This window comes from Actinoplanes sp. NPDC049265 (genome assembly GCF_043197135.1).
Lineage (GTDB): Bacteria > Actinomycetota > Actinomycetes > Mycobacteriales > Micromonosporaceae > Actinoplanes.
The window spans coordinates 47,285-64,909 of record NZ_JBICSP010000020.1 but is presented as its reverse complement, the minus strand read 5'-3'; the positions used below and the strand labels follow the sequence as shown (position 1 = coordinate 64,909).

At 70.6% G+C, this 17,625-nt stretch carries 22 protein-coding genes and 1 riboswitch; of the genes, 10 read left to right on the top strand and 12 right to left on the bottom strand.

Going from position 1 to position 17,625, the window contains the following annotated elements:
- Positions 1-38: 38 nt before the first annotated feature.
- The 4 genes from ACGFIO_RS35335 to ACGFIO_RS35320 are packed head-to-tail and all read left to right on the top strand — an operon-like array spanning position 39 to position 2,403.
- Positions 39-227 carry a hypothetical protein gene (locus ACGFIO_RS35335; protein WP_392833366.1) on the top strand — a complete coding sequence of 63 codons (189 nt, stop codon included), beginning with the start codon at positions 39-41 and terminating at the stop codon, positions 225-227.
- A 24-nt stretch (positions 228-251) separates the two neighbouring features.
- Positions 252-545, top strand: coding sequence for an MTH1187 family thiamine-binding protein (locus tag ACGFIO_RS35330; RefSeq protein ID WP_392833363.1), 294 nt, complete (start codon positions 252-254; stop codon positions 543-545).
- Between the two features lie 4 nt (positions 546-549).
- On the top strand, positions 550-1,224 hold the full coding sequence (locus tag ACGFIO_RS35325) for an HAD family hydrolase (protein ID WP_392833361.1): 675 nt from the start codon (positions 550-552) through the stop codon (positions 1,222-1,224).
- 18 nt (positions 1,225-1,242) lie between these two features.
- Positions 1,243-2,403 carry a tetratricopeptide repeat protein gene (locus ACGFIO_RS35320; RefSeq protein ID WP_392833359.1) on the top strand — a complete coding sequence of 387 codons (1,161 nt, stop codon included), beginning with the start codon at positions 1,243-1,245 and terminating at the stop codon, positions 2,401-2,403.
- Between the two features lie 627 nt (positions 2,404-3,030).
- Here ACGFIO_RS35320 and ACGFIO_RS35315 read toward each other — a convergent pair.
- The 5 genes from ACGFIO_RS35315 to ACGFIO_RS35295 all read right to left on the bottom strand — a co-directional run bounded on the left by ACGFIO_RS35315 (position 3,031) and on the right by ACGFIO_RS35295 (position 8,019).
- Positions 3,031-3,447 (bottom strand): hypothetical protein, encoded by a 417-nt coding sequence (locus tag ACGFIO_RS35315; RefSeq protein ID WP_392833358.1) that lies wholly within the window; start codon positions 3,445-3,447, stop codon positions 3,031-3,033.
- Complete coding sequence (locus ACGFIO_RS35310; RefSeq protein WP_392833356.1) at positions 3,444-5,126, bottom strand: histidinol-phosphatase; 1,683 nt, start codon at positions 5,124-5,126, stop codon at positions 3,444-3,446. Before ACGFIO_RS35310 ends, ACGFIO_RS35315 begins: the two co-directional genes overlap by 4 nt.
- A gap of 205 nt (positions 5,127-5,331) precedes the next feature.
- The gene (locus ACGFIO_RS35305) at positions 5,332-6,105 is read right to left on the bottom strand and encodes an energy-coupling factor transporter transmembrane component T family protein (RefSeq protein WP_392833353.1); all 774 of its coding nucleotides are present in this window, start codon (positions 6,103-6,105) and stop codon (positions 5,332-5,334) included.
- Positions 6,102-7,451, bottom strand: a complete 1,350-nt coding sequence (locus tag ACGFIO_RS35300) for an ABC transporter ATP-binding protein (RefSeq protein ID WP_392833351.1) — start codon at positions 7,449-7,451, stop codon at positions 6,102-6,104. Before ACGFIO_RS35300 ends, ACGFIO_RS35305 begins: the two co-directional genes overlap by 4 nt.
- Positions 7,444-8,019, bottom strand: a complete 576-nt coding sequence (locus ACGFIO_RS35295) for an ECF transporter S component (protein WP_392833348.1) — start codon at positions 8,017-8,019, stop codon at positions 7,444-7,446. Before ACGFIO_RS35295 ends, ACGFIO_RS35300 begins: the two co-directional genes overlap by 8 nt.
- A riboswitch (TPP riboswitch) is annotated at positions 8,016-8,121 on the bottom strand. (Overlaps the previous gene by 4 nt.)
- A gap of 136 nt (positions 8,122-8,257) precedes the next feature.
- On the opposite strand from ACGFIO_RS35295, the gene ACGFIO_RS35290 reads away from it, so the two are divergent.
- Positions 8,258-9,073, top strand: a complete 816-nt coding sequence (locus ACGFIO_RS35290; RefSeq protein WP_392833345.1) for an alpha/beta fold hydrolase — start codon at positions 8,258-8,260, stop codon at positions 9,071-9,073.
- A gap of 30 nt (positions 9,074-9,103) precedes the next feature.
- Positions 9,104-9,637 carry a DUF6328 family protein gene (locus ACGFIO_RS35285; protein WP_392833342.1) on the top strand — a complete coding sequence of 178 codons (534 nt, stop codon included), beginning with the start codon at positions 9,104-9,106 and terminating at the stop codon, positions 9,635-9,637.
- Here ACGFIO_RS35285 and ACGFIO_RS35280 read toward each other — a convergent pair.
- From ACGFIO_RS35280 to ACGFIO_RS35250, 7 genes are read right to left on the bottom strand one after another with little or no spacing between them, the layout of a single operon-like run.
- Positions 9,597-10,211 carry a hypothetical protein gene (locus ACGFIO_RS35280; protein WP_392833339.1) on the bottom strand — a complete coding sequence of 205 codons (615 nt, stop codon included), beginning with the start codon at positions 10,209-10,211 and terminating at the stop codon, positions 9,597-9,599. The genes ACGFIO_RS35285 and ACGFIO_RS35280 overlap by 41 nt on opposite strands.
- A gap of 5 nt (positions 10,212-10,216) precedes the next feature.
- Positions 10,217-10,615: a Fur family transcriptional regulator gene (locus ACGFIO_RS35275; RefSeq protein WP_392833337.1), complete on the bottom strand. Its 399-nt coding sequence runs from the start codon at positions 10,613-10,615 to the stop codon at positions 10,217-10,219.
- On the bottom strand, positions 10,612-10,920 hold the full coding sequence (locus ACGFIO_RS35270; protein ID WP_392833334.1) for an ArsR/SmtB family transcription factor: 309 nt from the start codon (positions 10,918-10,920) through the stop codon (positions 10,612-10,614). The genes ACGFIO_RS35275 and ACGFIO_RS35270 overlap by 4 nt, the downstream gene beginning before the upstream one ends.
- Positions 10,913-11,773, bottom strand: coding sequence for a metal ABC transporter permease (locus tag ACGFIO_RS35265; RefSeq protein ID WP_392833332.1), 861 nt, complete (start codon positions 11,771-11,773; stop codon positions 10,913-10,915). Before ACGFIO_RS35265 ends, ACGFIO_RS35270 begins: the two co-directional genes overlap by 8 nt.
- The gene (locus tag ACGFIO_RS35260; protein ID WP_392833329.1) at positions 11,773-12,552 is read right to left on the bottom strand and encodes a metal ABC transporter ATP-binding protein; all 780 of its coding nucleotides are present in this window, start codon (positions 12,550-12,552) and stop codon (positions 11,773-11,775) included. The genes ACGFIO_RS35265 and ACGFIO_RS35260 overlap by 1 nt, the downstream gene beginning before the upstream one ends.
- Complete coding sequence (locus ACGFIO_RS35255; protein ID WP_392833328.1) at positions 12,549-13,442, bottom strand: metal ABC transporter substrate-binding protein; 894 nt, start codon at positions 13,440-13,442, stop codon at positions 12,549-12,551. Before ACGFIO_RS35255 ends, ACGFIO_RS35260 begins: the two co-directional genes overlap by 4 nt.
- A 48-nt stretch (positions 13,443-13,490) precedes the next feature.
- Positions 13,491-13,745 (bottom strand): DUF6703 family protein, encoded by a 255-nt coding sequence (locus ACGFIO_RS35250; RefSeq protein WP_392833327.1) that lies wholly within the window; start codon positions 13,743-13,745, stop codon positions 13,491-13,493.
- A 38-nt stretch (positions 13,746-13,783) separates the two neighbouring features.
- Between ACGFIO_RS35250 and ACGFIO_RS35245 the strand changes: the two genes are divergently transcribed.
- From ACGFIO_RS35245 to ACGFIO_RS35230, 4 genes are all read left to right on the top strand, one after another.
- Complete coding sequence (locus ACGFIO_RS35245) at positions 13,784-14,125, top strand: antibiotic biosynthesis monooxygenase family protein (RefSeq protein ID WP_392833326.1); 342 nt, start codon at positions 13,784-13,786, stop codon at positions 14,123-14,125.
- A 16-nt stretch (positions 14,126-14,141) separates the two neighbouring features.
- Complete coding sequence (locus ACGFIO_RS35240) at positions 14,142-14,777, top strand: hypothetical protein (RefSeq protein ID WP_392833324.1); 636 nt, start codon at positions 14,142-14,144, stop codon at positions 14,775-14,777.
- Positions 14,778-14,844: 67 nt separating this feature from the next.
- Positions 14,845-16,224, top strand: coding sequence for a glycine--tRNA ligase (locus tag ACGFIO_RS35235; RefSeq protein WP_392833321.1), 1,380 nt, complete (start codon positions 14,845-14,847; stop codon positions 16,222-16,224).
- A 580-nt stretch (positions 16,225-16,804) separates the two neighbouring features.
- Positions 16,805-17,488 carry a TetR/AcrR family transcriptional regulator gene (locus tag ACGFIO_RS35230; protein WP_392833318.1) on the top strand — a complete coding sequence of 228 codons (684 nt, stop codon included), beginning with the start codon at positions 16,805-16,807 and terminating at the stop codon, positions 17,486-17,488.
- Positions 17,489-17,625: the final 137 nt, after the last annotated feature.

Here is a 17,625-nt window from a genome sequence, read left to right as displayed (position 1 = left end):
GACATACAAACCTTCGCGTTCGCGATAGCGTGCCGGATGTGTCCGATCCATACGCATCTCTGCCCGACGACCATGACGAACCGGACCACTGGGTGCTGGACCTCCCCGACGACCAGATCGACATCGCCTGCGACTTCTATCGCGACGAGACCGGCAGCGGCCGGCCGCTCCGGCTGCGCCCGTTCGGTGTCTTCGACGAGGTGTCCGGCCTGCGCACGCTCAACTGAGGCGCGGCGCAATAGCATTGGCGGATGTTGGTTGCGTTTTCTGTGACGCCGCTCGGCGTGGGGGAATCGGTCGGGGACGCGGTGGCCGAGGCGGTGCGGGTGGTGCGGGAGTCGGGGCTGCCCAACCGTACCGACGCCATGTTCACCACTATCGAGGGCGAATGGGACGAGGTCATGGCCGTCGTCAAACGGGCCGTGGATGTGGTGGCCGAGGCGGCGCCCCGGGTCAGCGTGGTGCTCAAGGCCGACATCCGGCCAGGTGTGACCGGCGCGCTGGAGTCCAAGGTCGCGCACATCGAGCGCAAGCTGGCGGAGTAGCCCCGTGCGCACCCTGGTCATGTGGGACATCGACCGCACCCTGCTACACACCCGAGGGGTCACCAAGGAGGCCTGGCGGGCCACGTTCACCGAGCTCACCGGGCTGGAGTGGCGGGCCGCCCCGAACTTCGCCGGCCGTACCGACCTGGACGTCTGCGCCGAGGTGTTCCGCGAGCACGGTGTGACCGACTGCACGCCCGAGCTGTTCCTCGAGCACTACGTGCGCGCGATGGAACGCGACCGGCACCTGGTCATCGAGCGAGGTGCGTTGATGCCGGGCGTACGCGAGGTCCTGGACCGGCTGGCCGCCGACCCGGCCGTGGTGCAGACGCTGGTCACCGGCAACGTGGCGCCGGTGGCCCGGCTCAAGGTGGAGGCGTTCGGGCTGCATCACGTCTTCGACGAGGAGATCGGCGGGTACGGGGGAGATCACGCCGTCCGGGCCACCCTGGTCCGGCGCAGCCTGGAACGGGCCCACGCCAAGTACGCCGAACCGTTCCGCCCGGTCGTCGTCGGCGACACGGTCAACGACGTGGCGGCCGCGCTGGCCAACGATGTGACGGTGGTCGGCGTGGCCACCGGCACCACGACCGCGGCCGAGCTGGCCGAGGCGGGCGCCCACGCCGTACTGGCCGATTTGTCGGAAGTGGATCGGGCGGTCCGCGCCATCGTGCCCTGACCCGGGATAATCCGTCCCATGTCGCCGCTCGCCGCACCCGCCACCGATGACCTGGCGGAGATCGCCGAACTCGTAGTGACCTGGTCGGGGGTGGTTCTGGGCGGCTTCGCGCTGCTCATGGCCATCCTGACGGTGCTGTTCGTGGGGGCCGGCTTCTTCGGCATCCGGGAGCTGCGGTCGATCCGCCGCACCGGCGCCGACGCCCGCCGGGAGCTCGAGCAGCAGAAGACGATCGCCCAGGACGTGACGTCCAACACCAACCGCGCGATCAAAGCCGCCACCGACCTCTCCGAGGAGGCGACGTCCCTTCTGGAGCGCGCCCGGACCGCGGTCGATATGACCGAGACCCAGACCGAGCAGGTACGCCAGCTCAGCGCCCGCCTCCAGACCCAGATCCACGACCTCGACCAGCGCATGAACACCATGGTCGAGGTGTCCTACCTGTTCAACCAGGGCGAGGAGGCCTACCACGAGGGTCAGTACGACAAGGCCGTCGAGTTCCTGCGGCGGGCCCTGCAGCTGCAGCCCAAGAACGCCCGGGTCCGCTACCGGCTGGGCCGCGCCCTGACCAACCTGGGCCGCGACGACGAGGCGCTGACCGAGCTGACCACGGCCATGGCCGACGGCCACGACCCGGCCCACGGCGAACGCGGCCTGGCCTGGCTGTTCCGCCACTCCGACCCGGCCCGGGCCGACGAGCACGCCGAGCAGGCCGTCTCGGTGGCGCCCAGGAACGCGGCCAACTGGAACGTGATCGGTCTGCTGCGCCGCGACCAGGAGGACCTCGAGGGCGCGCGGAAGGCTCATCAGAAGGCGCACGACCTGGAGCCGAACACCATCACGACCTCGTTCTACCTGGCCCTGCTGGCGGCCCGGGCCGGTCAGCTGACCCGGGCCCGGCAGTGGTCGGAGGAGGCGGTGACCATGCTGGACGTCGAGCGCCGGGCCCGCACGGTCAACATCTGGGCGTCGGTGATCCGGTGGAGCGACCTGATCCTGCACGACCAACTCGACGAGGCCGACCGTTACGCCGCCGAGCTGGCCGAGAACAGCCCGTCCCGGCGGCGCGCCCACGAGGTCGGCGGGCACATGCGGTTCTTGCTGCGGAGCCTCGACCACGCCGACCTCGAGGAGCGATATCTGCACGCCCTGGAGAGAAAATGGGGACGGCGCCGTTAGAGCGACCTCTCGAAGATCAAGATCAAGAGCCGGAGGTCGTAGCGGGGTGGGTGGTACAGACCGCAGCTCCCGCCGAGGTCGCTTCGCTCCACCTGCGTAATCGGTCCCGCCCATAAACCCCCACGCGGAGACGTGACTGCCCCCAGTCCCCACCCACAGTGGTAGCCCAGAGCGCCATCCGAGCCGCAGATACCGCCCGGGCCTACACTGCCTGACGACGGCCGCGGCGTCGGCGGAGGGGGCGGAGGGCGAGTCCATCTTCCAGGAGGGGCTGGACGCGCCGGACAACAAGGTGCTGCCCGGCCGGTCCGTCACCTGGTGGATGGGGTACGGCGTGAAGAGCCAGAAGGATCTCCAGCTCGAGGTGGCCGTCGGGTTCCTCGACTACGGCACGGTCATCTTCACCGGCTAGAGAATTCTTCCCCAGCAGACACTGCCCGCGCCCGCCCGCCGGCCTCAGGTCAGTGATGACCCTGGGCGGTGGTCGGGCCTCGGACGCCGCCAGGGTCTACCGCTGCTCTCCACAGTGGTAGGCCCAGGCGGTGCCCGGGCACCGCCTGGGCCTACCACTGGCGCGTAGCTCAGGGTGGTGGCCGATATCGCTGGTGGCGTTGAGATGCGGGGAGGTCAGTGGGCGGCGCAGCAAGGGGTTGGGTTGCGGGTTTCGAAGGGGACCACGTGGCCGTCGGTGGCCGGCATGACGGTCAGGGTCAGAGAGCCGTTGCGCCAGGTGGGGCGTACGAAATCGTCGGTGTCGAGGATGAGGGACGGGTCGGCGGGGCCGCCGGCCAGGATCTCGACGTGGTCGATCGCGGACAACGCCAGGACCTCGGCCACCGGGAGGGAACCGGTCAGGGCGTCCACCCCGGGGTAGCGCACCGCCCGCGCGCCCTCCCGGGGTGCGAATACCACCTCTACGTGCGGTCGCGGTAGGTACACCAGCAGGGTGCACGCGGTCGCCGGCACCGGGTCGCTGGTCGCGATCCAGTGCTCGGCGGCGGCCACGTCGGCGAAAGAGGCCGGCGCGGCGGGGGAGGACGTCACCTGGGCAGGACCCAGATGGGGTTGGTGTAGAACCACAGGTCGCCCCACGGGTCGGCGTTTCCTACGGCGTCGAGGGCGGGGCCGTGCGGGTCGATCGCGGCCCCCATCAGGCCGGGCTGGGTGCGGTTGCCGTCGGTTCCGCGTACCCGGAGGTAGAAAGGCTTGTCGAGGCGGCCGAGGTTGTAACGCAGTGAGAGCTTGCCGGTGCGGGCCGAGACCTCGAAGGACTTCACCACCTTGGTGTCGGGCGCGGTGAACTTGTCCTTGTCGGTGACCGGACCGGTGACCGTGCCGACGATGACGTCGACCCGCTTGAGCAGCGGCACGAACTGGCGCCAGTTGGGCACGTCCTGCAGGTCGATGTCGAGGGCCAGTTCGGTGGCCACGCCCCGCTTCACGCGCAGGACGCCACCCAGGGGAGCGCCCGCGCCGGGCGCGCCGGCCACCCGTACCCGCATGTCCAAGGCCTTGATCAGACGGCCGTGGTCGACCCAGACCCGGCCGTCCCGCAGACCGCTCATGACCGCCTTGTAGCTGCGGGCGTGCGCGCCGACGTTGGTGCGGCCGTAGAAGCCGGGCCAGAAGTCACCGGCCGAAACGTTGACGGTGCCGGTGTAGACCGGGTCGTTGTACCTGCCGTTGGCCTCGAAGTCGCTGCCGGGGCCTCGGTCCGACTGGTCCAGGTAGTTGACGTGGCTGTCCGAGTTGACGGTCACCCACCAGGCCCGGCCCTCGGCCAGCAGGCTGTCCCAGAGGCCGCCGACGGTGGCGGTCATCCAGTCGAAGCCGCCCCAGGTGCGGTAGCTTTCCGGCGGGTAGCCGGGGAACGACGCCGCCGTCGGGTTGTTGTCGTAGTAGCCGCGGGCGCCGCCGCGGCCGTTGGGGGCGGGGATGCCGGCGGCCTGATGCCCGGGCGCGCCCTCCATGCCGATGGCGACCGTGGGGTCGGCGTCGCGCCAGTTGCGGATCTCGTGCGGCGAGTCGATGCCGCGGCGGGCCGGGTGGTTGGCCAGGAACAGCGCGCCTTCGACCTTGCGGGCGCGGACCTGCTCGCCGAGGAACTGGATGCCGGCGATCGCGGCCGCCTCGTTCTGCTCGTTGGTGTTCGAGGCGGGCAGCTGGGAGCCGTCGTACGCCTGCTCGAACCGCTTGAGCACGTCGACCTCGTTGCGCCCGGGGTGCACGAACACCGTGGCGTGCTCGGCGCCGGGGATGTTCCACTCCAGACCCTGGAAGGTGAGGAGTTCGGGGAGCGACGCGCGGGTGTGCAGGATGTCCGGGTTGACCTTCTCCACGCCGATCTTGGCGTGCGCGTTGCTGCCGTGGTCGGTGATGACCAGCCAGTCGAGGCCGTAGGCGTGGCCGTGCTTGGCCTGGTCGATGACCCGGTACTGGGCGTCCGAGCTGTACTGGGTGTGGATGTGGTGGTCACCGGCCAGCCAGGTGAGCCCCTGCGAGGAGGACGGCGACGCGGGCGAGGCGGCGGCGGGCGTCGAGGGGGACGCCAGGACCGAGGCGGCCGCGCCGGCGCCGAGCAGGCCGGCGCCACGCAGGAAACCGCGCCGGGAGACGTCCGCGGGCGAGAGCTCCGCGTCGGGGATGTTCAAATCAAGAGCCGGGGGTACGTCCGCAGCTCCGCCGACGTGGTCATGATGATGGTGGTGGTGGCCGTGACCCATGGGTTGAGCTCCCAAATGATCAAGAAGGTTGACCGGTTGAGCGTCGCGGCAGCATCTCAACACCACGTGTACCCAAGCTGACGCCCGAGCGAACACGTGCCCTGATGCATCCGTGTGCTCAGAACGCTTTGAGCACATGGGCGTATCGGTTGCATCGGTGTGCTCAGAACGCTTTGAGCACACCGACGCATCGCTGGCGCGATCGTCATCCGATGATCGGCCTGAACAGTCCGGACACGACACTGGCGGCGAGCGCCGCCGACGACAGCAGCGCCGCCGCGGCGATCAGGGCCCAGTCGGCCCGGCGGAAGATCTGCCGGCGGGCGTACGTGCGTGTGGTCCCGGAGTCGAATCCGCGCGCATCCATCGCGGTGGCCAGCCGCCCGCCCCGCCGCAACGCCCCGACCAGCAGCGCGAACGCCGTCGACGCGAACAGCCGCAGCCGGGCCACCGGGTTGCGCCCGGCGTCCAGTCCCCGCGCCCGGCGGGCCAGGGTGAGCGCCTGCCATTCCTGCCCGAGCAGCGGCAGGAGGCGGAACGCGGCCAGCGCCCCGATCGCGAACCGGGCTGGCGCCTTGGCGTTCTGCACCAGCGCGTCGGCCAGGTCGGTGGGATCGGTGGTGACGAACACGATCACCCCGGGCAGCGCCACCGCGAACACCCGCAGGACCAGGCCGAGCGCCCCGAGCAGCACGCCGCTGGTGATCTCGACGGGGCCGGCCGCGAAGAGCGGGGTGCCGCTGCGGTCGGCGGCGAACAGCACCATGGTGACCAGGATCCCGCCCGCGCTGAGCAGCAGCGGCCACGCCCGCCGGAACAGTTCGCCGGCCGAGACGCCGAACAGCGGCAGGACGGCGAGTTCGACGGCCACGCCGATGGCGGGCGTGAGCGGGTCCAGTGTGGACACCAGGGGAAGGGCGAAGAGCAGCGCGGCCGCCAGTTTGGCGACCGGGTTGCGGCGGGCCAGCACCGGGGTCATGCGAGGACGAACGTTCGATCCGCCGATGAGGAAACGAAGTCGGCGTCGTGGGTGACGGCGACGATGCCGTGCCCTTCGTCCCGGAGCGAGGCGAACAGGGCGACCAGCTCGATCCAGGTGCGGCGGTCCTGGCCGAAGGTCGGTTCGTCGAGGACGAGCAGGCGCGGGGCGCGGGCCAGGGCGGTGGCCACGCTGAGTCGCCGGGCCTCGCCGCCCGAGAGCGTGTACGGGTTGGCGTCGGCGAGGTGGGCGAGCCGGAGCCGGGCGAGGAGTTCGTCGGCCCGGGGACCGGCCAGCTCGTCGCGGACCCGGGATGTCACGAACTGATGTTCCGGGTTCTGGAAGACCGATCCGATCCGAGCGGCGAGGTCACCGGCACGCCATTTCGCGGGTGAGCCTCCGGGCGCCGCCCAGACGGTGCCCGACGTCGGCCGGAGCAGGCCGCCCAGCAGCAGGGCCAGGGTCGACTTGCCGGCGCCGTTGGGCCCGGTCACGGCCAGGATCGACGCCTCGTGGGCTTCGAGCGAGACCGGGGCCAGACGATCGGTGTACGAGGCGTGCTTCGCGCGTACCAGAGGGGCTCCGGGCGGAAAAACGGCCTCGTGCCGGGGCAGCGACCGGCCCGGCACCCACACCCCCTCCTCGGCGAGGGCGTCGCCGAGCTGGTCGAAAACGGCCTCGGGCGGGCCGTCGGCGCGCACCCCGCCGCCCGGCTCGAGCACGACGACGCGGTCGATCAGCGGCAGCGACTCCGCGACCCGGTGCTCGACCAGGATCATCGTGGTGTCGCGGCCGACCGCCCGGGTCAGCGCCTCGCGGATCAGCGCCGCACCGGCCGGGTCGAGGTTGGCGGTGGGCTCGTCTAGGAGCAGCAGCCCGGGCCGCAGGGCGAGGACACCGGCCAGGGCAAGCCGTTGCGCTTCGCCGCCGGAGAGCGCCGAGGTGGGCCGGCTGAGGGGGTACGGGAACCCGACGCGATCCAGCGCGTCACTGACCCGCGCCCAGATGTCGGTGCCGGGCACCCCGCGGTTCTCCAGCCCGAAGGCCACGTCGTCGCCGCTGCGGGCCATCACCAGCTGGGTCTGCGGATCCTGGAACAGCAGCCCGACGTGCTCGCGGGCCTTGCGCGGTTCCAGTCCGTCGATCTCGACCGCGCCCGCCGCCTCGCCCGAGTCCTCCGGCAGCAGCCCGGCCAGCGCGGCCAGCAGTGTGCTCTTGCCCGCACCGGACGGCCCGAGCAGCAGCACCCGCTGGCCGTGGGCGATCGTCAGGTCGACCTCACGCACCGCCCACGCGCGCCGGCCGGCATGCCGCCAGCCGAACCCGCGGAGGACGACCTCAGACAAGCGCGCGTTCCCGCCCGGCGCCGAAGCGGTCCAGCACGCCGGTCGGTGCCAGGGCCTTGACCAGCGCCCAGCTGCCCAGCCCGGCCACGACGGTGCTGCTGACGACGGTCAGCAGGGCGTACGGGATGCGGTAGTCGACCAGGTCGTAGCCGCCGTTCCAGACGAAGAAGTCGAACACGGCCGCGCCGACGCCGGTGAGCAGCCCGGCCAGCAGCGCCGCGGGCAGCCGCCAGGAGCGGTAGAGCAGGATCGCGAAGGCCAGCTCGGCTCCCAGCCCCTGGACCAGGCCCTGGGGGATGATCACGGCACCCCACTGGGCGCCGAGCAGGGCCGAGATGGTCGCGGCGACGGCCTCGGTGAACAGGGCCGCGCCGGGCTTGCGGATGATCAGGCCGGCCAGCACGGCGGGGATCAGCCAGACGCCGTAGAGCAGCGTCTGCGCGGGCGGGAAGAACGCGAAGGCGCCGCCGGTGGCGCCCCACAGGATGTTCCAGGCCCAGAAGATGACGCCGAACGCGACGGCGATGACGGCCGCGATGACGATGTCGATGGTCCGCCAACGACTCATGGAATCCTCCAACTCCCTGCGCCGGCATTACCCGGATCAGGTTCGAGGGTCTGCGGGCTTGACCCCGCACTCTCAGCGCTGCGCGCTCCCCTGTCGGATGACATCTCTTCACGACCTACCTTGATTGCGGCCGGCCGGCGCGGATGCAGGCGGTCTGGGCCGTCGTGAAGAGATGTCACTTGCTGTGTTTCGATGAAGCTAACACCGTACGGCTGTACCGGGAAGGGAGCCCCCTCACATGCGGGTCGAGGCACGTGGACTGACGTTTGACGTGGTCGTCGAAGGACCGGAGGACGGCACCCCGGTGCTGCTGTTGCACGGCTTCCCGCAGGACCATCGGGAGTTCGAGCCGATGCTGCCCCGCCTGCACGCCGCCGGCCTCCGGACGTACCGCTACGACCAGCGCGGATACGCTCCCGGCGCCCGTCCCGCCGAGGTGTCCGCCTATCGGCTGGACGAGCCGGTGGCCGACGCGGTGGCGATCCTGGACGCTCTCGGCATCGAGAAGGCGCACGTGATCGGCCATGACTGGGGTGCTCAGGTCGGCTGGCTGCTGGCCTCCCTTCATCAAGATCGCGTGTCGACCCTGACCGCGGTGTCGGTACCGCACCCGCGGGCCCTCGCGCTGGCGTTGCGGGTCCGGGCGTCGCAGCGGGCGCGGTTCGCGTACATGGGTGTCTTCCGTTCCCGGATCGCCGAGCGCCTGCTGCTGGCCCGCGACGGCCTGGTGTTGCGGCAGATGATGGCCGCGATCGGGGAACGGGCCCGGCTGTACGCCGACGCCATGCGCGAACCGGGCCGGCTGACCGGCGGCCTGAACTGGTACCGCGCCCTGGATCGGCAGGTGCTGGCCGGTGTCGGCACGATCCAGGTGCCCACCACGTACGTGTGGGCCGACAAGGACCCGGTGGTCGGGCTGACCGCCGCGCTGCGGACCGCCGACTGGGTCGACGCCGACTACCGGCTGGTCGCGTTCAAGGGGGTCACCCACTGGGTGCCCGAGGAGGCGCCGGACGCGCTGGCCGACGCCGCGCTGGCCCGGATGGGCGTTTGATCACGGCTTGACCTGGGAAAGCGGCTGCCCATGGCCGAGGAGAAGAAGAGCATCCCGGACGAGTCGGAGAAGAAGCGCTGGGACCGCAACTTCGGTGACCTCCTGCAGGAGCTGCGGGTCGCGCAGACCGGCGTCCAGATCCTCTTCGCCTTCCTGCTCACCCTCCCCTTCAGCAGCGGCTTTCCCAAGACCACGGCGTTCCAGAAGGACACGTACGTGGTCGCGCTGATCGCCGCCGCGTTCGCCACCGCGATGATCATCTCGCCGGTGGCGTTCCACCGGGCGCTGTTCCGCCAGGGCCGCAAGCCGGAACTGGTCCGCTTCGCGCACCGGATGGCGACCGGCGGCCTCGCGTTCATGCTGATCTCGATGGTGAGCAGCGTGCTCCTGATCACCGACTACCTGCTCAGCATCGGGCCCGCCGCGATCATCACCGCTGTCACCGCGGCCTGGTTCCTGGTCTTCTGGTGGATGCTGCCGGTGGTCCGCCGCAACTGGGGCGAGGACGAGGACAAGGACGGCTTCATCGACGACGTCCCGAAGGACTCAAGCCAAGTCGACTGAGCTCCAGCTCGGCCAGCGCGTCGACCGCCGCGGCGTCGCCGTTGCGCCACGACTGGGCGATGTCCGGGCCCAGCCGGGTCAGCTTGTTGAGCGGCTGCGAGGCCAGCGCGCGCAGGGCCAGCAGGTCCTTGCCGGCGGGCTGACTGCGTACCCGCGCGGCGATCCCGGCCCGCCGCATCCAGCGCACCCGCAGCGGCAACCAGAGGAACAACACCAACGCGAGGGGTACGGCGACCAGCAGCAGCGACAGCACCAGCGCCAGGTTCTGGACGATCTGCTGCTGCTCGCGCCCCGCGTCGGCCAGCGTCCGGGCCGCCTCGGCCGCTTTGGTGAACGGCGCGGTCAGCTCGTCGCCGACCAGCGGCACCCGGCCCACCTTGCCGCCCGCGTCGGCCAGGTTGTCGGCGATGCCGGTGCCGGCACCCTCCAGTTTCTGTCCGGGTACGCCCAGTTTGAGCACCAGGTCGTGGACCCACAGCCCGGCTCGGATCCAGGCGTACACCCAGATCACCACCGCGAGGTCGGTGAGCAGTTGTCGGATGGCGTGCGGCAGCCGGTCGGCGTAGAGCTTCACGCCGCCTATTTTGGTTCGGCGCAGCCGTTCGCGCAGGTTCCGAAGATCTCGAGGGTGTGCGACACGTCCGCGAACCCGTGCTGAGCGGCCACTTTGTCGGCCCAGGACTCGACCGCCGGACCCTCGACCTCGACCGTCCGGCCGCACGACCGGCAGACCAGATGGTGGTGGTGACCCTGGCTGCACCGGCGGTAGAGGTGCTCGCCGCCGGGCGGGCGCATCACGTCGATCTCGCCCGCGTCGGCCAGCCCCTGCAGGGTGCGGTAGACGGTGGTCAGCCCGACGCGTTCGCCCCGGTCCCGCAGCATGGCGTGCAGGTCCTGAGCACTGTGGAAACCCTCCACCTCGGCCAGCACGGAACTGACCGCGCTGCGCTGCCGGGTGTTGCGTACCACCTCATTCACGAACGGGCCTCCCTGGCATGGCTGACGGCGTCGGCGACGATGTGGGCGATGTGCTCGTCCACCAGCGAGTATGCGATCTCGCGCCCCCGTCGCGCACCACGCACCACCCCGGCGCCGCGGAGCACCCGCAGATGTTGCGACACCAGCGGCTGCGGGGCACCGAGCTTTTCCACCAGCTCGTGCACGCAACGCTCGCCAACACCCAACTCTGCCACAATCGCCACCCGGATCGGCGCCGAGAGCGCGCGCAGCAGCTCGCCCGCGCCCTCGTAGGACTCGTACCCGGTGGTCGTCAGCTCAGCCATGCAGCACCACGTCCGGTGGCTCTTTCTCTTCGGTGCGGTGGCTGCGCGTGCGTTGCCTGAGCGCGCCGGCCACGGTCAGGGCCAGGAACAGGGCCAGCGCCACGATCACGATGGTCGCCCCCGGAGCGGTGTCGATCTCGACCGACACCAGCACGCCCGAGGCCGCGGCGACCACACCGCCCACCATCGCCACCGCCATCGTCGTCCGGAACCCGCGGGTCACCTGCTGCGCGGCCGCCACCGGCACCACCATCAAGGCCGAGATCAGGAGCAGGCCGACGGTACGCATGGCGATCGTCACGGTCACGGCCGTGGTCACGGCCAGGAGCAGATTGAGCGTACGCACGGGAAGGCCGGAAACCCGCGCGTACTCCTCGTCGTCGCAGACCGCGAACAGCACCGGCCGCAGCAGCAGCATGGCGGCGAGCACGGCCACGCCGAGCACCGCGATCACCACCAGGTCGGTGCCGGACGTGGTGGTCAGCGAGCCGAACAGGTATTGCACCAGGTTGGCGTTGCCGGCGTCGTCGGAGAGCCCGACCAGCACCACGCCGCCGGCGATGCCGCCGTAGAACAGCAGGGCCAGGGCCAGGTCGCCGGAGGTGCGTCCGCGTTCCCGGACCAGTTCCACGCCGACCGCGCCGACCGCCGAGACGATCACCGCGGTGAGCACGGGCGAGTTGTCGGTCAGCAGGCCCACGCCGACGCCGGTCAGCGCCACGTGCCCGATGCCGTCGCCGATCAGCGACAGCCGCCGCTGCACCAGGTAGATGCCGAGCGACGGCGCGGTGACCCCGATGATCAGGGCCCCGGCCAGCGCCCGGAGCATGAAGTCGTAGTGGAGCAGGTCCATCAGTTGCGTACTCGATCCGTCGGGGCCACACAGATGCCGGCGCGCTCCGCCTCGGCGTGCGGGTGGACGTGGTCGTGCCCCGGCTCGGCGTGGTGCCCGGCCGGGTCCGGCGCCGGGCCGTCGTGCGCGATCCGTCCCTCGTGGACGACCACGGCCCGGTCGATCAGCGGCCGGAGCGGGCCCAGCTCGTGCGCGACCAGCAGCACCGTCCCGCCGCGCTCCCGGAACCGGCCCAGCGTGGCCGCGAACGCCTCCTGGCTGGCCGCGTCGACCCCGGCCGTCGGCTCGTCCATGATCAGCAGGTCCGGTTCGCCGGCCAGGGCCCGGGCGATCAGGGTGCGCTGCTGCTGGCCGCCGGAGAGCGTCGACACCGGGTCGCCGGCCCGGTCGGTCAGTCCGACGTCGGCCAGCGCCGCGCGGACCGCGGCCCGGTCGGCCGCACCGGGGAAGCGCAGCACACCCCGGCGGGCCAGGCGACCGGCCGCGACCACCTCGCCGACCGTGGCCGGGACGCTGCTGCCGGCGCCGACCCGCTGCGGCACGTAGCCGACCCGGGCCCACTGGCGGAACCGGCGGCGCGGGGTGCCGAACAGCGCGATCTCGCCCCGGGACAGCGGCACCAGGCCGAGCACGGCGCGGACCAGCGTCGACTTGCCCGACCCGTTGGCGCCGAGGATCGCCACGACCTCTTTCTGAGCGACGTTGAGACTGACATCTCGCAGAACCTCGCGAGCGCCGTAGCCCACGGCGGCGTGATCCACCCGCACCGCATCTGTCATCTTGAGCACCCTAGAGCCTGAGTGAGCGCGGCGAGATTCGCCCGCATCATCGAGAAGTAGTCGGCGTTCGGATCGGTCCGGCCCTCGATCGGGTCGAGCACCGCGGTCCGCGCCCCGACCTCCTGGGCGATCGTCTCGGCGACCTTGGGGCTGACCAGGGTCTCGAAGAAGATCGTGGTGGCGCCGGTGGCCCGGGCCTCGCGGGCCACCCCGGCCAGCCGCTGCGGCGAGGCCTCGGCCTCGGGCGAGATCCCGGTGATGCCGACCTCGTGCAGGTCGTAGCGGGCGGCCAGGTAGGCGAAGGCGGTGTGGCTGGTGACGATCTCGCGGCGCTGGCAGGTCTTCAGCCCGGCCGCGTAGTCCCGGTTCAGCTGATCCAATTCGGCGTGTACGGCCTGAGCGCGTGCGCGGTGGTCGGCGGCGTGGGCGGGGTCGACCTGGGCCAGGCGCTCGCCGACCCGGTCGGTGATGGTGGCGAACCGTACCGGGTCGAGCCAGATGTGCGGGTCCTTGCCGCCCTTGAGGTGTTCGTGGTCGCCGGTCGCCGTCAACAGCTCCACCGTGCCACCGACGTCCAGGCTCTTGTCGTGGGCCTCCTGGGCGACGGCCTGGTCGACCGCCGGCTGGAAGCCCTCGAGGTAGACGACCAGCTCGGCGTCGCTGATGCTGCCGACCTGGCGCGGGTTGAGCTCGACGTCGTGCGGCTCGGCGCCCGGCTTGGTCAGGTCGGTGATCTGGAACTGGCCGCCGCCGACGCGCTCGGTCAGGAACTGCAGGGGATAGAACGCGGTGACCACCTGGGGCCGGTCGTCGCCGCTGCCGCTCGCGCCGGTGCCGCAGCCGGCCGCGAGCAGCAGCAGTAGGGCGGCGATCGCGAGGCGCGTTCTCATACCAGCCACTGTCGCCGACAATGACAATGATTGTCAAAAGCGCATGGGTCAGACGCTTTTGGCGACCACCGTCGCGAACAGCAGAACGAGCAGTACGACCCGGACGACGCGGGTGGCCGGCTTCTGCACCGGCCAGGTCGCGAACGTGAGGCCGGCCAGGCCGGCACCCAGCACGAACAGCACCGCCCCGCCGATGATCCCGGGCAGGAACAGGCCGGCCAGCAGCAGCGCCAGCGCGGCGACGAAAGCCTTGGTCGGGCTGACCCGGGACAGGCGGCGAAGCAGGTTGTCGGACGGTGTCAACGGGGGGCTCCTGATCTGACGTGCGTACGCTCGACGCCATGCTCGTGCTCAACCAGTTCGTGGTCCCCGACGGCGCCGAGGACGGCTTCGCCGCACGGGGCCACGCCGCCCTCGCCGCGCTCGCCGCCAGCCCCGGATATCTCTCCGGGCGCCTCACCCGTGCGCTGGACGATCCCGCGCACTGGGCCCTCGTCACCGAGTGGGAGTCCGTCGGAGCCTACCGGCGCGCCCTCGGACGCTTCGACGTCAAGGTGCACGCGACGCCCTTCCTCTCCGAGTCCCGCGACGAGCCCTCCGCCTTCGAGACGCTGGCCGAGGCCGCGCCCGGTGCCGAGGTGACAGTGGTCGCCAGCGACCGGGCCGCCGAACCGTGGCGCTGACTACTACGCTGGATTCATGACCCAGGTTCCGCCGGCCTATCCGGGCGCCCCTCCGGGCAGCGCCCCGCCGGCCTATCCGGGCGCTCCACCCGGCAGCGCCCCGCCGGCCTATCCGGGTGGTCCTCCCAGCAGCGCGCCGCCGGCACCGGCCCCCGCGCCGGTCACGTCGGCGCCCCCTCCGCCGCCCGGTCCTGGAGTCGTCCCCGCCTTCCCGGCCCCGCCGACCGAGGGCCGTCGCCGGCGCATCGGCCTGGGCCTCGGGCTCGGCGCCGGCATCCTGGTGCTCGCCTGCGGCGGCGGGGTGGCCATCCTGGCCGGGCTCGGCGTGGTCATGACCAACGCGCTCAACGAGCAGGCCAAAGTCGTCATCGGCAACTACCTCGACGACGTCAAGGCCAAGCGATACTCCGAGGCGTACGACTCACTCTGCGCCCGCACCAAAGCCACGGTCACCAAGAGTGAATTCACCAGCGACGCCCAGACCGCCCAGCCGCTGCAGTCCTGGCGGGTCGGCGACCTCGACCTGGCCAGCGTCGACCTGGCCGTGCCGGTCGAGGTGACCTACGCCGGCGGTGGCAGCGGGCGCCTCGAGGCCCACCTTGGCCAGAACCGCGAGACAGGCCAGTTCGAGGTCTGCTCGGTCGAGGAGTAATCTCCGGAGCTGTCCGTTTCCGGTAATCCGACGTCCCCGCCGACAATCCAGCCGGCGTAGGAGGAACATGCCCGCCGACCGTATCGACGCCGTCGTCAGCCTGGCCAAGCGCCGGGGCTTCGTCTTCCCCTCCAGCGAGATCTACGGAGGCACCCGTTCGGCGTGGGACTACGGTCCGCTCGGCGTGGAGCTGAAAGAGAACGTCCGCCGGCAGTGGTGGAAGGCGATGGTCCAGGAGCGCGACGACATCGTCGGCCTCGACTCCGCCGTCATCCTCGCCCGCGACGTGTGGGCCGCCTCCGGTCACCTCGACGCCTTCGTCGACCCGCTGACCGAGTGCCAGTCCTGCCACAAGCGCTTCCGGGCCGACCATCTGGAAGAGGCGTACGAGGCCAAGCACGGCAGCCTCCCGTCGTCGCTGCAGGAACTGAACTGCCCGAACTGCGGCAACAAGGGCACCTTCACCGAGCCGAAGATGTTCAACGGCCTGATGAAGACCTACCTGGGCCCGACCGAGAGCGCCGAGGGCCTGCACTACCTGCGCCCCGAGACCGCCCAGGGCATCTTCGTCAACTACAACAACGTGGCCACCGCCGCCCGCAAGAAGCCGCCGTTCGGCATCGCCCAGGTCGGCAAGAGCTTCCGCAACGAGATCACGCCGGGCAACTTCATCTTCCGTACGCGCGAATTCGAGCAGATGGAGATGGAGTTCTTCGTCGAGCCCGGCAGCGACGAGAAATGGCACGAATACTGGCTCGAGCAGCGCTGGAACTGGTACCTCGGGCTCGGCCTGACCGAGTCCAACCTGCGCCGATTCGAGCACCCGCAGGAAAAGCTCTCGCACTACTCGAAGCGCACGGTCGACATCGAGTACCGCTTCCAGTTCGGCGGCACCGAGTTCGCCGAACTCGAAGGCATCGCCAACCGCACCGACTTCGACCTCACCACGCACAGCAAGCACTCCGGCGTCGACCTGAGCTACTTCGACCAGGAAAAGCAGGAGCGCTGGGTACCGTACGTGATCGAGCCCGCGGCCGGCCTCACCCGCGCGGTGCTGGCCTTCCTGCTCGAGGCCTACGACGAGGACGAGGCGCCGAACACCAAGGGCGGCGTGGACAAGCGCACGGTGATGCGCTTCGACCCGCGCCTGGCGCCGGTCAAGGTGGCGGTGCTGCCGTTGTCGCGCAACCCGGAACTGTCGCCCAAGGCCAAGGAACTGTCGGCCCTGCTGCGCAAGCGCTGGGTCGTCGAGTTCGACGACTCGCAGGCCATCGGGCGCCGCTACCGGCGGCAGGACGAGATCGGTACGCCGTTCTGTGTGACAGTCGACTTCGACACGCTGCAGGATGATGCGGTTACTGTGCGCGATCGGGACACCATGAAGCAGGAGCGGGTTTCGCTCGATCACATCGAGGATTATTTGATCAAGCGGTTGCCTGGCTGTTAGTGGTTGGGCTTTGGTGGCTGCGTTTTTGGTGGCTGCGTTTTTGGTGGTTGGGCTTTTGGTGGTTGGGCTTTTGGTGGTTGGGTCTTTGGTGGTTGGGTCTTTGGTGGTTGGGCTGGTTGCATACGGCTGCTGAGTTTGCTGGTCGTCGCTTCGCTCCTCCGGCATTTCGCCCTAAGGGCGGCCGGCGACTTGGCCACGAAAAGCACTTCGGCTGTGCCTCGTACTTTTCGCGGCCAAGTCGCCGGCGGGGCGAAATGCGACTTTGGTTGCGGTTGCGCCGGCGTGGGTGGGTGGGGAGCTTGTCGCGCGCTCGCGCTTGGTTTGCGTACTGAGTGGCGAGGGTGACGCGAAGATGGCGGCGGGTTAGGAAGATGGCGGCGGGTTAGGTGGCGGTTCCACCCGCGGGCGTCCCACGGCCGTGCCGGTCGCGAGGTGCTCTACTGGCGCACCGCGCAGGCGTCCCACCCGCAGGCGTCCCACCCACGGGCGCGGCTACTCAGGCGGCGCGGGGGCTTGGGGTGTGCGGGGGAATTGAGGGTGAGGCTTGCGGGGGGCGAACGCGTTCGTTACGATCGTGTTCGTGAGTCCTCGACGGGAGCCGGTCAGCCGGCGGGAACGGCCGGCCAAGCCGGCGCTCAGTCGCGACGGGGTGGTCGGGCTGGCCTTTCGGATCATGCGGGAAGAAGGGCTGGAGCGGGTCACCATGCGGCGGCTCGCGAGTGAGCTCGACACCGGGCCGGCGTCGCTTTACGTGTATGTGCGGAATACCGCTGAGCTGCACGGCGCGCTGCTTGACGAGTTGCTGGCCGAGCTCTTCGTGGAGTCGGAGACGCTGGGGGCGCCGGCGGATTGGCGGGACCGGCTCATCGACCTGTTGAGCCGGTTCGCCGAATTGCTGTTCGGCTATCCGAGTCTGGCCCGATCGTTGCTCGTGCTGATGCCGCACGGGCCGCGCTACCTGCGGCTGGTCGACACCGTGCTCGGGCTGCTGCTCGAAGGCGGGGCGTCGCCGCGGGCGGCCGCCTGGGGGGTCGATGTGCTGGTCGCGCACGCGGTGGCCACGGCGGCCGAGCACGGGACCAGGGACGAGTCGGTGACGGGGGCGGACGAGTTCGACACACTGGCCACCGTGGCCGCGTCGGCTTCGGCGTCGGATTATCCGCACCTCGACCGGGTGCGGGACGAGTTGTTCTCCGGCACCGGCGGGGAACGGATGCGGTGGTCCTTCGAGGTTCTACTGCGCGGCATCGAGTCGGCTCCATAGCTAGAAGTGGTAGCCCTGGGCGGCGTTCGGGGCCCGGATACCGCCCAGGGCCACCGCTGGTTGGGTTTGGCCATTGGTGGGGTCCGGGGGCGGGTAACGCCCCGGGTTACCGCTGGATGTGTTGGCCGTTGGTGGGG

Bases quoted from the DNA above. Each gene is read 5' to 3' on its own strand.
- ACGFIO_RS35330 (WP_392833363.1), top strand. From the start codon at position 252: ATGTTGGTTGCGTTTTCTGTGACGCCGCTCGGCGTGGGGGAATCGGTC.
- ACGFIO_RS35320 (WP_392833359.1), top strand. From the start codon at position 1,243: ATGTCGCCGCTCGCCGCACCCGCCACCGATGACCTGGCGGAGATCGCC.
- ACGFIO_RS35310 (WP_392833356.1), bottom strand. From the start codon at position 5,126: ATGGGTCACGGCCACCACCACCATCATCATGACCACGTCGGCGGAGCT.
- ACGFIO_RS35305 (WP_392833353.1), bottom strand. From the start codon at position 6,105: ATGACCCCGGTGCTGGCCCGCCGCAACCCGGTCGCCAAACTGGCGGCC.
- ACGFIO_RS35295 (WP_392833348.1), bottom strand. From the start codon at position 8,019: ATGAGTCGTTGGCGGACCATCGACATCGTCATCGCGGCCGTCATCGCC.
- ACGFIO_RS35290 (WP_392833345.1), top strand. From the start codon at position 8,258: ATGCGGGTCGAGGCACGTGGACTGACGTTTGACGTGGTCGTCGAAGGA.
- ACGFIO_RS35285 (WP_392833342.1), top strand. From the start codon at position 9,104: ATGGCCGAGGAGAAGAAGAGCATCCCGGACGAGTCGGAGAAGAAGCGC.
- ACGFIO_RS35270 (WP_392833334.1), bottom strand. From the start codon at position 10,920: ATGGCTGAGCTGACGACCACCGGGTACGAGTCCTACGAGGGCGCGGGC.
- ACGFIO_RS35265 (WP_392833332.1), bottom strand. From the start codon at position 11,773: ATGGACCTGCTCCACTACGACTTCATGCTCCGGGCGCTGGCCGGGGCC.
- ACGFIO_RS35260 (WP_392833329.1), bottom strand. From the start codon at position 12,552: ATGACAGATGCGGTGCGGGTGGATCACGCCGCCGTGGGCTACGGCGCT.
- ACGFIO_RS35255 (WP_392833328.1), bottom strand. From the start codon at position 13,442: ATGAGAACGCGCCTCGCGATCGCCGCCCTACTGCTGCTGCTCGCGGCC.
- ACGFIO_RS35245 (WP_392833326.1), top strand. From the start codon at position 13,784: ATGCTCGTGCTCAACCAGTTCGTGGTCCCCGACGGCGCCGAGGACGGC.
- ACGFIO_RS35240 (WP_392833324.1), top strand. From the start codon at position 14,142: ATGACCCAGGTTCCGCCGGCCTATCCGGGCGCCCCTCCGGGCAGCGCC.
- ACGFIO_RS35235 (WP_392833321.1), top strand. From the start codon at position 14,845: ATGCCCGCCGACCGTATCGACGCCGTCGTCAGCCTGGCCAAGCGCCGG.